The sequence below is a fragment of the Pseudomonas syringae pv. coryli str. NCPPB 4273 genome (assembly GCF_000972175.1).
Lineage (GTDB): Bacteria > Pseudomonadota > Gammaproteobacteria > Pseudomonadales > Pseudomonadaceae > Aquipseudomonas > Aquipseudomonas syringae.
Genome location: NZ_AWQP01000065.1, coordinates 39827 through 54480 on the forward strand (window position 1 = coordinate 39827; position 14654 = coordinate 54480).

Genomic DNA, 14654 nt, shown 5'->3' on the forward strand with positions numbered 1-14654 from the left:
CTTGAATAAGCGTCGATCAGCCGCTTTGCTGTTAATGCTGATCGCCTTGTACTGGACTTTAACGAGCGTCACGGGCAGCGACCAAGACACAATGGTTGTGTGGCGATAAGCTGCGCTTATGACCCGAGCAACTGTGAAACCGGGGTGATGACACCGCCCTGCTCTTCGATACTCCGGCGAATGCTGCGCGCCAGCTCCACCGCCCCCGGCGTGTCGCCATGCAACAGAATCGACTGGGCGTTGACCGCCACACGCTTGCCACTCAGGGTCGTGACCGTGCCGTCCTGCAGCAGTTGCGCAACCCTGGCCCGGACCTGCTCCGGGTCCTTGACCACCGCACCGGCAATGCCACGCGGCACCAGCAGACAGTTTTCGTCATAGGCGCGGTCAGCCAGAAAGGTCGTCGCCACCCTCAGGCTGCACGCCTCGGCGGCGCTCTCGATGGCGGCGCTGCTGGATGAACTGATGATCAACTTTGGGTCAAAAGCTGCGACCGCCCTGACCAAAGGCCCGGCCAGTTCGGCATCGGCTGCGGCCATATTGCCCAGCGCGCCGTGAAAACTCATGTGCGTGACGCGGTAACCGGCAGCGGCTGCAAGGCCCGCCAGAGCGCCGAGTTGATACACCACGATGGCGCACAACTCCTTGAGTTCGATGTTCATCCTGCGGCGGCCGAACCCCTGCAGATCAGGAAAACCGACGTGCGCACCGAGATCGATGCCCAACGCCTTGGCGCGGCGCACCGTACTGTCCATGATCAACGGGTCTCCGGCATGAAAGCCGCAGGCGACGTTGGCCGAGGAGATCAATGGCATCAACGCCTCGTCCTCGCCCATGGTCCAGGGGCCGAAGCCCTCACCCAGATCAGCATTCAGATCAATGCGCATGCTCATGTTCCTCAAGTTCGACCAGCGGCTGGCCATAACTGACGCGCTCGTTTTCGGCGGCCAGGAAGCGCAGTACGCGCCCTGCCTGATGACTGCGCACCGGCAGATACAACAGGCCGATACGCAACAGCCCAAGCAACTGCCCCACAGCCACTGCATCGCCGGGTTTCACGTAGCTGTCGCGTTCATCGGGATGACTCGACACAAATACGCCGGGGTTATCGGCACTCACCACATGCGCAGTCAGCGCAGACTGTTCAGCGGCAACTTGTGGCGCAGAAGGCGCAGCACAGGCCTGCACAGGCTCGCCACGGCGCATCAACAGCTCGAAACCCGGGCGTTTCAGTTCCAGTACAGTAAGCCCGGCGTCCCGAATCCATGCTGCCAGCTGGCGAATCTCTTTGATGTTCATCAGCGATGTCCTTGCAGGCTGCGCAGCGCGAGCATGCGCCGGGCGTCTTCGATGAAAGCGTGATTGGTGTCCAGCGCCTCGACCGCCTCGTCGTAACTGCACTGCACAAAACGCACCTTGCTACCGATCGGCGCCTGCCCAAGGCGCCACAGGTCGGCTTCAATGACCGTGGCAAACTTGGGATAACCGCCACTGGGCTGGGCATCACGCATCTGCACGATCGGCTGTCCGCCGTGGGGCACCTGAATCACGCCAGGCACGATGCCATGAGAGCGGATTTCCAGCGCCTCGCGCGCAATCAAGGGCGTGCCCTCCATGCGGTAGCCGTAACGGTTGCTCTGCGTGGTGATTTTCCATTCGCCGGCAAAAAAAGTTGCTTGCGCCTCGGCACTGAAACAGTCGAACTCGGCCGCCGGCAACACCCGGATGGCGGGCAACCCGTCGAGCATCAACGGCAAGGCCGCCACGGACGATTGCAAACCGAAATCACTGGCACGCGGCTCATTGGCAGCGCCCGCAGGAATCACATCGCCCTGCTGCAACGCACGGCCCTGCCAGCCCCCAAAAGCCCCACGCAATTGCGTACTGCGCGAGCCCAGTACCAACGGCACATCGACGCCACCGGCCAGGCACAGATACACGCGGCTGCCCATTGTCGGGTAATTGAGCCGCAACACCTGATTCTTGCGTGCCTGGGCGACCCAATTGCCCGGCAGCCGCTCACCATCGAGCGACGCAGCGCAGGCGGCGCCGGTGATCGCAAAGGTGCAGTCATCGACAAAGCGAACTTCGAACGGGAACAGCGGAATTTCAATGCCCGCCGCGTCTTCATCGTTGCCCAGCAACAGGTTGCCGAGCCGCAGTGACAGCGTGTCCATCGCGCCAGACGTGCCGACGCCGTAGCCGAGGCTGCCGTGTCGCCCAAGATCCTGAACGGTCGCCAGTGCCGTAGCGCTGATAACTTCGATCATCGGATGATCCTCTCGATGCGCAAGCGCAGTTGATCGCCGGGTTGCAATAGCGCCGGAGGCTGCTGACCCGCATCGAAAAACACCATCTCCGTGCGTCCTATGGTGTTCCAGCCACTGGGGCCGGCCGAGGCGGAAATACCTGTCTGAACGCCACCGATGGAGACCGACCCGGCACCGATATCGAGTACCGGCACCTTGCGCCGCGGCGTCGCCAGGCGCGGGTCCATGCCGCCCAGATAGCAATAACCCGGATGGCTGCCCAAGGCGTACACCGGGTACAGCGGCTCGCAGTGCAGATTGGCGATGGTTTCGATATCCAGCCCGGTATGGGCGACGACATCAGCCATGTGCGGGCCGCCATCACCGCCGTACACCACCGGCAATTCAATGATCCGGCCTTGCAACGGCAGCGGCTGGCACTGCTCCCAGGTCTCCAGCAAACGGTTTTTCAGACCGGCCAGGTCCCGCGGTGGCGCCGCGAAGGTCAGCATCAGGTTGTTCATCCCCGGCACCGCCTCGCGTACCTGCGGCCAGTCCTTGCTCAGACGGGCCAGTGCCCATATCCGTTGCTGCGGTGCCAGGTCGAGCTCGCCGGGTGCTTCGAACAGCAACGCGGTGGTTCCCAGCAAGGTGATTCTTGGCGCATTCGGCGCCCGCACGAGACTCATGGTTGGCTCCTTGTCTGCAACCAGCGCTCCAGGTGATGAATGTCCATGCCACCCTTGCAGAACACCGGGTCCTGCAGAATGTCGCGATGCAGCGCGATGTTGGTAGAGATGCCCTCGACGTGCATTTCGCTCAGTGCCAGACGCATGCGTGCCAACGCCTCATCGCGACTGGCGCCATGGGTGATGACCTTGGCCACCATCGAATCGTAATAAGGCGGAACGCGGTAGCCGTGGCTGACATGTGAATCGACCCGCACACCGAAACCACCGGGGATCTGCCAGCGAGTGACCAGCCCCGGCGTCGGCATGAAGCTGCGCGGGTCCTCGGCGTTGATCCGGCACTCCAGCGAATGGCCCGAAACGCGTACGTCGGCCTGACTGAAACTCAGCCGCTCGCCCATCGCCATGCGAATCTGCTGCTGGACAATGTCGATGCCGGAGGTCATTTCCGTTACCGGGTGCTCGACCTGCAGGCGGGTGTTCATCTCGATGAAATAGAACTCATCCTTTTCGAAGAGGAATTCGAACGTGCCGACGCCCTGATAGCCGATCTGGCGGCAGGCCTGCGCGCAACGCTCGCCTACTCTGGCCATCAATGCTGCGTCGATGCCGGGTGCAGGCGCCTCCTCAAGGACCTTCTGGTGGCGGCGCTGCATCGAGCAGTCCCGCGAGCCGAGCCAGACGGCATTGCCGTAGGCATCGCATAACACCTGAATCTCGACATGGCGCGGCTGACCCAGAAACTTCTCGATATACAACTCGGGATTGCCGAAGGCGTGCCGGGCTTCTTCGCGGGTCAGCGCAATTGCATCGAGCAACTGAGACTCTTCCCGAACCACGCGCATGCCCCGCCCTCCGCCGCCGCCTGCGGCCTTGACGATGACCGGGTAGCCGATGTCGCGAGCGATTTGCACGATGCTGTGCGGATCGTCGGGCATGCTGGTGTCCGGACCGGGTACGCACGGCACGCCAGCCTCGCGCATTGCCCGCTTGGCTGCGACCTTGTCGCCCATCACCCGAATGCACGCTGCGCTGGGGCCGATGAAGGACAGGCCAGCCTGCTCGATGCGTTCGGCGAACGCGGCATTTTCAGACAGAAACCCATAGCCGGGATGGATCGCCTGAGCACCGGTCAACTGCGCTGCATAGAGCACGGCCGCCTGATTCAGATAACTCTGCCCTGCGGCGGCAGGACCGATGCACAGCGCTTCGTCGGCCTGCTGTACATAGCCGGCATCGCGATCCGCTTCGGAATACACCGCGACCGTACGCAGGCCCAGACCCTTGCAGGCGCGCTGTATGCGCAGGGCGATTTCGCCGCGATTGGCGATCAACACTTTATCGAACATCAAAAACCCCTGATCGGTGAACCCGCAAGACGGCCTACAAGACAGCTCAAAACCATCACGCAATGCTGAACAGCGCCTGACCGGCCTGAACTTCTTCGCCATTGGCAACCAGAATGGCAGTCACGACCCCTGCCGCTTCAGCCTTCACCGGATGAAACATCTTCATGGCCTCGACCACGGCCAGGGTCTGCCCCACCTCGACGGACGTGCCGATCTCGACGAAAGGCGGCTGATCGGGTGCCGGCGTCAGGTGCAACACCCCGTACAGCGAAGCGCAGGCCTGTGTCTGTTGCACGGCGGCCGTCGTACTTGCCTGAGCCGCAGAAACAGGGCGCGCTGCGGGCATCGTCTGCGCTGTCGAAACAGCCGGATTGGCGCGATTGGCGACCTGAGCGGGCTTGCGCAGCAAACGCAGCTGCGCGTCGCCTTCACACAGGCTGAGTTCGCTCAGGTCCGATTCGGCCATCAGGTCGATAAGTGCTTTGATACGTTCCGGTTTCATGCAACAGCCCTTGCCTGGCAAATGAAATGTGGCTGAGGGCAATGTAACGAGGCAGGTTTTTGACCGCCAAGACGGTTTGACTGTGGGGTGATAAGCGCCCCTTATGACGTCGGGGTCATTGCGTACGGCGGTTACCGCGCATCTCTGCGACCAGTTCCAGAAGGATCGCCTTGACCGCCTGGGCCGGCACCGACAGCGGCAAGTGCCCGGAGAGGCACAGCGCGAGAGGTGCTTCGATTTCGGGTTCGACAATGCGGCTCAGGTTGACCGCATGCGTGTCTGCCAGCACCCGTGCAGCAGACTCGGGAAGAATGGTCGAGCCGAATCGATCGGCCACTGCTGCGGCCAGCGTCGTCGAAGATTCGACTTCTGCGACCACCCGGGCACTGCGCTCGATACGCACAAATGCCTCATCCACCAGACGCCGGACAGTGTTGTAGGTGCGCGGCAACAGCAGGTCGATATCGGCCAGCTCGCTGAGCGGAATTTCCTCGCGGCCCTGAAGCACCTCTTCGGCACTCACCAGATACAGTTGCTCGCGTATCAACGGCACGAAACTCAGGCCATGCACCTCTCGCCCTCCATAAAGAACGGCCATGTCCATGCGCCCGTTCATGATCAACTCGCTGAGGGTGGTGCCAAAGTTCTCATTGAGGTACAGCAGAATGCCCGGATGACGCTCGCGTACGCGTTTGAGCAACGGCAGCGACAGGGTCGAAGCGGCAGTGCCGGGTGCCAGCCCTACCGACACCGGCCCCGATAAAGCCAGACCGCTGGCGTTGACGTCACTCTGCGCCTGCTCGCACTGGCGCAGGATCACCTGAGCATGCCCGTACAGCACCTTGCCCGCCTCGGTCGGGGTGACGCCGCGCTTGGTGCGGATCAACAACTGTTGCTGCAACTCGGCCTCCAGCGTCACCAACTGCTGGCTCAGCGCAGGTTGTGCGATGTGCAGCACATCGGCGGCCTGGGTCAGGCTGCCGATATCGACAATTTTCACGAAATATTTCAAACGGCGAAGGTTCAAGGTGCTGCACTCCAGAGTCGCGATCAGGAGGCTTCAGCAAGACCCAGGCCAGCTCCAGAAAACCAGACATAAGCAATTGCTATGTCAGTCTCCGCTGATCGGGTTTCCCAGGCGCTGATCCCCCTGCAACCATTGCCCGCCCGTTTTTGGTGCAACGCTGGTTCATCTGCGGTCATAAGCGCTGCCTATCAACCCAGAACGAACTCGTCTTATGGCGAGCGCTTCGCTGGCTCGTAACGTATTCCTCATCAAGGCCATCAACGAGGAATGCCAACGTGACCGCATCTCGCATCGCTGCCCGCGTGCTCCGCATCAAACCGTCGCCAAGCAGTGCTGCTGCCGATCGGGCCAATGAACTGCGGCGCGCAGGCAAATCGATCATCAATCTGGTGGTTGGCGAGCCGGACTTCGACACGCCGGCGCACATTCGTCAGGCCGCCTTTGCCGCCATCGAGAACGGTGAAACCCGCTACACGCTCAACGCGGGAACCACGGCGCTGCGCGAGGCAATCGCCGCCAAGCTGCAGCGTGAAAACGGCCTTGCTTATGCGCCCGGCCAGATCGTGGTCACCAGTGGTGCCAAGGCCGCGATCTTCAATGCATTCGCGGCGACATTGGGTGTCGACGATGAGGTGCTGATCCCCGCGCCTTACTGGGTGTCATACCCGGACATGGTTCTGGCCTGCGACGGTCGCCCTGTGACCCTGGCATGCCCGGAAGAAAATCAGTTCAAGCTGACTGCCACGCAACTGCGCAATGCGATCACGCCGCGCACCCGCTGGCTGCTGCTCAACTCGCCGAGCAACCCGACCGGTGCCACCTACAGCGCATCCGAATGGCGCGCGCTGGCCGACGTACTGCTCGATTACCCGCACGTGCTGGTCATGACCGATGACATCTACGAGCACATCCGCTACGACGACGCTCCGCTCAGCCACTTGCTCACTGTCGAGCCGGCGCTGCGCGAACGCGTGCTGATCATCAACGGCGTGTCGAAGACCTACGCCATGACCGGCTGGCGCATCGGTTACGCCGCAGGCCCCGACGATATCATCAAGGCGATGGCGACCCTGCAATCGCAGTCCACCAGCAACGCCTGCTCGGTGAGCCAGGCCGCGGCAGTAGCTGCCCTCAACGGCGACCAGTCTTTTGTCAGCGACAGCGTCAAGGTCTACAAACAGCGCCGCGATCGTTGCCTGGAGCTGATCAACGCGATTGACGGCCTGAGCTGCATCAAGCCCGAAGGCGCGTTCTATCTCTACGTCAATTGCGGCGCGCTGATCGGCAAAACCACACCGTCAGGTTCGGTACTGGAAGCCGATACGGACGTGGTGCTGTACCTGCTGGAAAGTCAGGGCGTGGCCGTTGTCGCAGGCACCGCCTATGGCCTGGCGCCGTTTTTCCGGATGTCTACGGCTACTGCCCTGGAAACCCTTGAAGACGGCTGCGCGCGCATGGCGACTGCTGTCGCTGCATTGCGCTGAGCACCTCGACATGACGACGCCGAGCCATCCAGCCCTGACCTTCAAACAGGCCTTGTTGGCCATGCTCGGCATATCATTGGTACTGGGCCTTTCCGCGCTGGATCAGACGGTCATCGGCAACGCACTGCCCAGCATCGTCGCCGAGCTCAACGGTTTCGAGTTGTACGCCTGGGTCGCCACCGGCTACCTGCTGGCCTCTATCGTGACCATCCCGATCTTTGGCCGGCTGGGCGATTTTTATGGACGCAAACCGTTCGTACTGGCCGCAACAGTCATCTTTACGCTGGCCTCGCTGCTCTGCGCACTGGCAGACAGCATGTTGGTGCTGGTGATCGGGCGAGCCTTGCAAGGCGTGGGCGGCGGCATGTTGATCGGTACCGCCTTTGCCTGTGTGCCCGAACTGTTTCCCGACACCCGCCAGCGGCTGCGCTGGCAGGTGTTGCTGAGTGCCATGTTCAGCGTGGTCAATGCCATCGGCCCAGGATTGGGCGGTTATCTGTCCGGCGAGTTTGGCTGGCGTTCGGTTTTTTGGTTGAACCTGCCCCTGGGCGTGGTTGCCTTGTTTTTTGCCTGGCGCTTTCTGCCGTGGCATCGCCCGCAAGGGCATCGAGCCCATTCTGCCGGTGCGATCCGGCTCGACTGGCTCGGGGCTTTATTGATCGTACTGACGCTGGGCAGCCTGCAACTGTTCGTTGAATGGCTGGGCCAGCGTTCTCTGTCGATCAGTCTGACCTGTGGCGCCGTGACCCTCGCGGCCATGGCCGGCCTCTGGTTCCAGGAGCGCCGCTGTGCCTTCGCCTTGCTGCCTGCCGGGCTGTTCGCCAACCGCAGCATCCGCCTGCTGTTCATTATGTCGCTGCTGGCCGGCGCCATCATGTTCACCCTTCTTTTTTACCTGCCGCTGCTCTTGCAGGGCAGCTACGGCTACTCGCCAAAAGACGCTGGGTTACTGCTTACCCCGCTGGCGCTGAGCATTACGCTGGGCGCCATCGTCAACAGCCGGATCGTCACACGCATGGCCAACCCCAACCGGCTGCCGGTCGCCGGGTTCGCGGCCTTGTCAGTCGCCTGCATTGCCCTGGCACTGGTCGGGCTGCATGCCGGGTTCAGCACCTTGCTGGGGCTCATTCTGCTGGCGGGGCTGGGGCTGGGTTTCATTCTGCTCAACCTGACCGTGTTCACCCAGACGCTCGCCGAACGGCAATTTCTCGGCATTGCCACGGCACTGACGCAGTCCTTGCGGCTGGTCGGCGGTTTGCTGGGTACGGCGGCCATGGGCGTGCTGGTCAAGGTGCTGTATGTCGCCAACCTGCAAAGTGCGCTGAACGCAGCAGGTCAGGCGTCGGCCTTACCGCGCCTGGCTGACCCTCAGGTTCTGCTGCAGCACACGCCCGCCAATGTCGATGCGGCGCTGCTGATAGCCCGCACCGCCCTCGCCCAGGCGGTGGGCACGGGGCTGCTGACATGCGCCGGACTGGGCGTGCTCGCGCTGCTGGTTCTGCATCGTCTGCCTCGCGTCACCCTTCACCAGGTACCCCGTGCAGCAACGCCTGTAACGGATTCATGTGCAACACCTGCGCCTGAAAAACAACAAGAAACCTGACTGCCGCCTGACTCTGCCTCTCAAAAAACACTTAATTACAGCATGAGGATGATCCCGATGGAGCGTATCAATCGCGCCACCCCTTTCGTTGCGGGCTTTTGTGGTCTGCTGATCGCTCAGCAGAGCTACGCCGAAGGTTTTCTGGAGGACAGCAAGGCCAGTATTCTTGCGCGCAACTTCTTCAGTAACGCAGACAACCGCAGCGGCGCCGCCGACCCGAACTACACGCAGGAGTGGGGCCAGGGCTTCATGCTCAACTACCAGTCGGGCTATACGCCAGGCACGGTGGGCTTCGGTGTCGATGCACTCGGCCAGTTGGGCATTCGTCTGGACTCGGGCAAAGGCCGTCACTACAACCCGCAAAGCACGGCGTTCAATGGCAATATCTTCCCCACGGACAGCGACGGTCGTGCGGTCGACGAATTCAGCAGCCTGGGGGCGACGCTTAAGGCACGCGTCTCCAGGACCGAACTGAAATACGGCACGCTGGTGCCCATGCTGCCGGTGGTGATGTCCACCGACCGCATGTTGCAACAGACTTTTCGTGGCGGGCAGATTCAGTCTGGCGACCTGAAGGACTTCACCTTCACCGCAGGCCAGCTGGAACATGTCATGGGCCGTGGTTCGACCAATCAGATGGGTATGTCGATTCCGGGTGCAAACAACCCGCTGACCGGCGAGTTCGTCAACAAGTTCTACTACGCAGGCGTCGATTACAAACCGACCAAAGACCTGACCTTGCAGTACTACTACGGCAACCTGGAAAACTTCTACAAGCAGAACTTTCTGGGCCTGAAATACGACATGCAACTGGGTCCAGGCACCCTGCGCACCGACCTGCGCCATTTCGACAACCGCTCGGACGGCGCCAACGGTCACGACCCGGCGTTCTACACGGTTGGCTATTACGGCAACGGCGTCACCAAGGGTGAAGTCGACAGCCGCCTTTCCAGCGCCCAGTTCACCTACCTGATCAATGGCCATACGTTCGTCGCGGGATACCAGGCCGTGACCGGCGACAGCGACGCGGTCTGGCTGAATCAGGGTGACGGCTCGACTGCCTACTTCATGACCGAGTCAATGATCGGTAAATTCCAGCGCGCCGGAGAACGTACCTGGCAGGTTCGCTACGGCTACGACTTCGCCAGACTGGGCGTCCCCGGCCTGAACTTCCTGGCAATGTATGAAAGCGGCTCGAACATCCAGACGTCCGACGGCGACAAGAAGGAATGGGAGCGCAACGTCACCCTGAGTTATGTGGTGCAGTCGGGTCCGGCAAAAAACCTCAGCGTCGCGCTACGCCACGCGCAACTGCGCACCGAATTCGCCAGCCAGCGTGATTCCGATGAGCACCGGGTGATCGTGAGTTACCCGATCAATATTTTCTGAGATATCACAACCCACTGCGGGTGGGCCCGGACTGACCGGGCCCTTTCGGACACTCAGCTCGATACCTGATCGAGAAATATCAGCTGCGGCGGCTCTGCCAGCAACTCGCCGCTGACCGCCGCGAACTGTTGGTAGTGCGGCGTGGCGACATGGGCGTCCAGTGCTGCCTGATCCTTGAAGCATTCACGCATGTAGAACGTGCCGCGCTCATCGCGCGCTTCGAACAGTGTGTACTCGATATTGCCTGGCTCCGCCCGGGTCGGCTCAACAAGTGCCGATAATGCGTGTTTCAGGGCCGACTCTTTGCCGGCACTGGCTTTCAGGACTGCCATCAAGGCCAATGGCTTTGCAGGTGTGTTCATTTTCGATGCTCCGGTATTCGATTCGATCAGTGGGTAGGTGCGGGCGCAGCGTCTATTTTCAAACGCAGCAGGCTGTAGGGTTTTTCCCGCTTGTCGTGGCCGGCGTTGAAGTTGGCCTGGCGGTGCAACTGGTTGACGATGAAGTACAGGTAGCCATCCGGGCCGATCGACAGGGTGTCAGGCCACAGCATGCGCGGATCGTGTGCCACTGTTTGCCAGGTACCATCCGGCAGGCGTTTGCGAATCGAATTATGCTCGTAGTCGCCTGCGTATACCGCGCCTTTGGCATCGGCTTCCAGGCCATCCGAAGCACCTTTTTCACCAAGGTCCTGCACCGCCGCTGCCAACTGCTGCTCACTGACCTTGCTGTCGTTCAACAACTCGGTGGCCACGGCGTACAGATGGCGGCTGGACAATGGCGAGAAATACAGTGTCTTGCCGTCTGCCGACAACGCAATGCCGTCCGAGGCGACGCCGACCGGTTTGCGCGTTCCGTTCGGGCCATCGCCCAGCACAGCAACACCTTCGACAACGGGAACGAAAGCCGGATCGACAGATGTTGACTGCGCCCCGTTCAAGCGCCGCACGGCGTGACCGCTGGCAATGTCCATGACAATGATCGCACCCGGCCCGCTCAAGGATGAGTCCGTTAAATAGACCGTCCCCTCCGATCCCTTGCGAAAGTCAAAGCGCATGTCGTTGACATAGGTGCCGGGCAATATGACGTTATCCGGAAACACCAGGCGCTTGACGATTCGGTTGGTGGCCAGGTCCACCGCAACCAGTTTGGCGCCGCCTCGACGCGGAGACGCAAAGCCCGGCGCGGCCGTGTCCAGAAGCCAGACACGCCCCTTGCCATCGGCAACCACGCTCTGCACGCTGATCAGCCCGTCGCCGGGGTCTTTGGGGTTCTCCTTGTTGACCGCCAGATCGGGGTAGGCAACCACTTTGCCGTCACGAATCTCGCCCACGGTAAACGGCACCTTGTCACCCCAGCGCGGAAAATTGACGAAGATCCGCCCGGTTTCAGTCACCGTCACCCCGGTCGGCATCGCGTCATAAAAGGCATGAACCTGCTCGAGCTTGCCAATCGGTTTGTCAGCAGGCGCACTGGCAGGCAATGGAATGGCGGTCGCGCCGTAGGCCAGCGAAGTGGCGAGTGTGGCGGCGGAAAGAATGGCAAGTGCGGCGGAAATTTTCGTTCGATGCATAGTGCTCTCTCCTGAGGGGCCAACTGCCCATCAGCATTGGGGGCTTTGTGTGCCATAAACAGGTTGACGACTAGTCTGAGCTTTCTTGTTACAAAGAAAAACGCGGGTAACACGCTAACACTTTCAACGCGAGGGCGAAGATCCGTGTTGCTTGCCAGCCATCTCCTGCAGCCAGCATCCTGACGATCAGCGGTTTTGATGACGGTCAGCATCAATGCTATATTCACCCTCTTCCAGGCCCAGATGGCCACCACCAGACAGGCAAAGAGGCAACCTGCATGAGAGTCACCAAGGCGCAGGCCCAGGCCAACCGGGCACACATCGTCGAGACGGCGTCCGTCCAGTTTCGCGAGCATGGCTATGACGGTGTCGGGGTGGCCGACCTGATGGCGGCGGCGGGCTTTACCCACGGCGGGTTCTACAAGCATTTCGGTTCCAAATCCGACTTGATGGCCGAGTCGGCGGCCTGTGCCTTCTCGCAGACGGTGGCGAACTCGACCGGCATCGATCCAGCGCAGTTCATCGATTACTACCTGTCCCGAGAGCACCGCGACAACCTTGGCACGGGCTGCCCCATGGCCGCGCTGAGCGGAGATGCAGCGCGCCAGTCGGCCGAGGTCAAAGCGACCTTCGCCGACGGCATCGAAAGCCTGCTTGCAGCGCTTGCTCCCGACCAGGCAGCACCCGGCGACGAAGAATGGAAACAGGCGCGGGCAAACACCATCGACCGCTTTGCCCATGCGCTGGGGGCGTTGCTGCTGTCACGCAGCTGCCCGAATGACTCGCCGCTGGCGGACGAAATACTCGAGGTGTGCCGCGCGAAGATGCGGGCACAACTGGAGTCCGGGCAGACCGACTGACCGTCTCAGGAAGGAAACAGTTTGCTCAGGCAGGCGAGCTTCTTCTTGTAGGACTTGCGCGCCACCAGCGCTTCCTCCAGCGTTACGGCCACGAATCGGGCGGTCTGATTGGGTTGCATCTGACCGATCAGGTCCAGGTCCGCGCTGATTACTGTACCGATCATCGCGTAGCCCCCGCCCGACACGGCATCACGATGCAACACAATCGGTTCCAGCCCGGCAGGCACCTGAATCGAACCGATCGGGTAGCAGCTGTCGACGATATTGGACGGATCGGAACCGGCGCCGAAGGGCTGCTCCCTGGGCTGGAAGGTCAGCGCCCTGCCCCCTTTGAAGCGATAACCGATGCGGTCGGCTTCCGACCCTACGCTCCAGGGTTCGGAGAAAAAACTGGTGGCGGCAAATTCGGTCAGGCGCTCGTAATACAGGCCCGGCACCACCCGCAGATACACTTCCCCGCCCAGCGATTGGCGCAAGGCCATCGGCAGACTGGCCCCGGCGCGTCCCTTGCCGCTGGGTGTGCCTATCGGCAGCTGGTCATCAGCGGCCAGTCGGCGACCCTGAAAACCGCCAAGCGCACCCAACGTGTACGTCGAACGGCTGCCCAGCACCAGCGGCACATCAATGCCGCCGGCGACGGCCAGATAGGTGCGCGCACCGTCCTTGGGAAAGTCGAAACGCAGCACTTGCCCGGCCTTCACCGCAAAGGCGGTGTCGTGGTGCATTTCCACGCCGTCGAGACGCGCCGCCATGTGCGCGCCGCAGACTGCAGCCAATGTATCGCACTGGAACTCCAGTTCCGGCCCCAGCAGTGTGCATTCCAGCCCCGCAGCGCCGGGTGGGTTGCCGACCAACTGATTGGCGGCGCTGAGGGCGTACTGATCGAGCGCACCGGAGGGCGGAATGCCCAAGTGGTAATAGCCCTCACGGCCGAGGTCCTGAACCGAGGTGGCCAGACCGGGTTTGAGCACCTTGATCATGCCAGCACCTCCTGCAACGACTTGGGATAGCCCACTGGATCGGCCAGAAAGGCATCCAGTGAAAACTCGACCGGGCGGATGAGCAGGTCGAAGCGCCCGGCTTCCACCTCTGCGACAGCCTCGTCATAGGCTTGCCGGTCAAGCGGTTTGAACTGGACGATATCGCCCGGCCGGAAGAACACCATGTGCTCTTTCAGGTAGGCCAGCTTCTGCTGCGGGTCATAGATCGGCGCGGGAGTGACGCCAAACATCTGATAACCGCCCGCTCCGCGTACCGAATAGATGCAGCCGAAGCAGCCGCCGTGGCCGAGTGTGTGTTTGGGCGTATCGGTGCGCGGACGCAGGTATTTGGGCACCTGCAGCTGACGCTCGCGCTCCACCATCTGGAACATGAACGGCAGACCGGCGACAAAACCGACCATCGAAACGAACCACGGTGCTCCGCTGTGCGCGGCGATGAAAGCATCGACATCCGCCAGGTTATTGATGCGTGCAGCGTATTCCAGGTCGGTGGAACCGGGGTCCTGATGACGATCACGAAAACGCATCAGGGTTTCGTGGGTCCATGGATCGTTGTACAGCACCGGGATTTCGATAATCCGGGTCTGCAAGGTACGTTCGGCGACCGCACCGGCCTCGGCCGCCCTTACCGCTTCGAGTAAGACGTGCGGTGCGATACGGTCCGGGTCAAAACGAATCTGGAATGACGCGTTGGCCAGGCACACGTCCAGCACACCGTCCAGCGCCAGACGCTCGACCGCACGGGTCACCGCCAGTCCCTTGAAAAATGCTTCCAGCGACATACTGTCACTGACCTCGGCGAACAGATGTTCATCAGCGCCAAAGCTGTAGCGAATCGGATCAGCCATGTCTGTTCCTTTCTTGAAATCGTTGTAGAACGGCAGGCAAAAATCAGTAACACGGCTCGTACGTCTGTGCACACGATGCC

At 61.6% G+C, this 14654-nt stretch carries 15 protein-coding genes; 4 read left to right on the top strand and 11 right to left on the bottom strand.

The annotated features are described in order from the left end of the window. Positions 1–116 precede the first annotated feature (116 nt). The 7 genes from P406_RS22840 to nac all read right to left on the bottom strand — a co-directional run bounded on the left by P406_RS22840 (position 117) and on the right by nac (position 5816). The gene (locus tag P406_RS22840) at positions 117–887 is read right to left on the bottom strand and encodes a LamB/YcsF family protein (RefSeq protein ID WP_046237445.1); all 771 of its coding nucleotides are present in this window, start codon (positions 885–887) and stop codon (positions 117–119) included. Continuing rightward, positions 877–1299: an acetyl-CoA carboxylase biotin carboxyl carrier protein gene (locus P406_RS22845; RefSeq protein WP_046237446.1), complete on the bottom strand. Its 423-nt coding sequence runs from the start codon at positions 1297–1299 to the stop codon at positions 877–879. Before P406_RS22845 ends, P406_RS22840 begins: the two co-directional genes overlap by 11 nt. Continuing rightward, positions 1299–2270, bottom strand: coding sequence for a 5-oxoprolinase subunit C family protein (locus P406_RS22850; RefSeq protein ID WP_003394178.1), 972 nt, complete (start codon positions 2268–2270; stop codon positions 1299–1301). Before P406_RS22850 ends, P406_RS22845 begins: the two co-directional genes overlap by 1 nt. After that, positions 2267–2938, bottom strand: a complete 672-nt coding sequence (pxpB, locus tag P406_RS22855; RefSeq protein ID WP_046237447.1) for a 5-oxoprolinase subunit PxpB — start codon at positions 2936–2938, stop codon at positions 2267–2269. The genes P406_RS22850 and pxpB overlap by 4 nt, the downstream gene beginning before the upstream one ends. Next, entirely contained in the window at positions 2935–4287 is a 1353-nt protein-coding gene (gene accC, locus P406_RS22860) for an acetyl-CoA carboxylase biotin carboxylase subunit (protein ID WP_046237448.1), read from the bottom strand. The genes pxpB and accC overlap by 4 nt, the downstream gene beginning before the upstream one ends. Before the next feature lie 55 nt (positions 4288–4342). Next, positions 4343–4789, bottom strand: coding sequence for an acetyl-CoA carboxylase biotin carboxyl carrier protein (locus P406_RS22865; RefSeq protein WP_046237449.1), 447 nt, complete (start codon positions 4787–4789; stop codon positions 4343–4345). A gap of 115 nt (positions 4790–4904) precedes the next feature. After that, positions 4905–5816 (bottom strand): nitrogen assimilation transcriptional regulator NAC, encoded by a 912-nt coding sequence (nac, locus tag P406_RS22870; RefSeq protein WP_024960961.1) that lies wholly within the window; start codon positions 5814–5816, stop codon positions 4905–4907. A gap of 275 nt (positions 5817–6091) precedes the next feature. On the opposite strand from nac, the gene P406_RS22875 reads away from it, so the two are divergent. From P406_RS22875 to P406_RS22885, 3 genes are read left to right on the top strand one after another with little or no spacing between them, the layout of a single operon-like run. Further along, positions 6092–7300: an aspartate transaminase gene (locus P406_RS22875; protein WP_046237450.1), complete on the top strand. Its 1209-nt coding sequence runs from the start codon at positions 6092–6094 to the stop codon at positions 7298–7300. Positions 7301–7310: 10 nt separating this feature from the next. Next, on the top strand, positions 7311–8903 hold the full coding sequence (locus P406_RS22880) for an MFS transporter (RefSeq protein ID WP_046237465.1): 1593 nt from the start codon (positions 7311–7313) through the stop codon (positions 8901–8903). A 57-nt stretch (positions 8904–8960) separates the two neighbouring features. Next, the gene (locus P406_RS22885; protein WP_046237451.1) at positions 8961–10292 is read left to right on the top strand and encodes an OprD family porin; all 1332 of its coding nucleotides are present in this window, start codon (positions 8961–8963) and stop codon (positions 10290–10292) included. A 53-nt stretch (positions 10293–10345) separates the two neighbouring features. On the opposite strand, the gene P406_RS22890 is transcribed toward P406_RS22885, so the two are convergent. Together P406_RS22890 and P406_RS22895 are read right to left on the bottom strand one after the other, a co-directional pair. Beyond that, the gene (locus P406_RS22890; protein WP_046237452.1) at positions 10346–10654 is read right to left on the bottom strand and encodes a putative quinol monooxygenase; all 309 of its coding nucleotides are present in this window, start codon (positions 10652–10654) and stop codon (positions 10346–10348) included. A 26-nt stretch (positions 10655–10680) separates the two neighbouring features. After that, the gene (locus tag P406_RS22895) at positions 10681–11865 is read right to left on the bottom strand and encodes an L-dopachrome tautomerase-related protein (protein ID WP_046237453.1); all 1185 of its coding nucleotides are present in this window, start codon (positions 11863–11865) and stop codon (positions 10681–10683) included. A 278-nt stretch (positions 11866–12143) separates the two neighbouring features. Between P406_RS22895 and P406_RS22900 the strand changes: the two genes are divergently transcribed. Continuing rightward, positions 12144–12725, top strand: a complete 582-nt coding sequence (locus P406_RS22900; protein WP_003410674.1) for a TetR/AcrR family transcriptional regulator — start codon at positions 12144–12146, stop codon at positions 12723–12725. Between the two features lie 5 nt (positions 12726–12730). Here P406_RS22900 and P406_RS22905 read toward each other — a convergent pair whose 3' ends face one another. Together P406_RS22905 and P406_RS22910 are read right to left on the bottom strand one after the other, a co-directional pair. Beyond that, the gene (locus P406_RS22905) at positions 12731–13705 is read right to left on the bottom strand and encodes a 5-oxoprolinase subunit C family protein (protein WP_003410676.1); all 975 of its coding nucleotides are present in this window, start codon (positions 13703–13705) and stop codon (positions 12731–12733) included. After that, positions 13702–14574 carry a 5-oxoprolinase subunit B family protein gene (locus P406_RS22910; RefSeq protein WP_003344902.1) on the bottom strand — a complete coding sequence of 291 codons (873 nt, stop codon included), beginning with the start codon at positions 14572–14574 and terminating at the stop codon, positions 13702–13704. Before P406_RS22910 ends, P406_RS22905 begins: the two co-directional genes overlap by 4 nt. Positions 14575–14654: the final 80 nt, after the last annotated feature.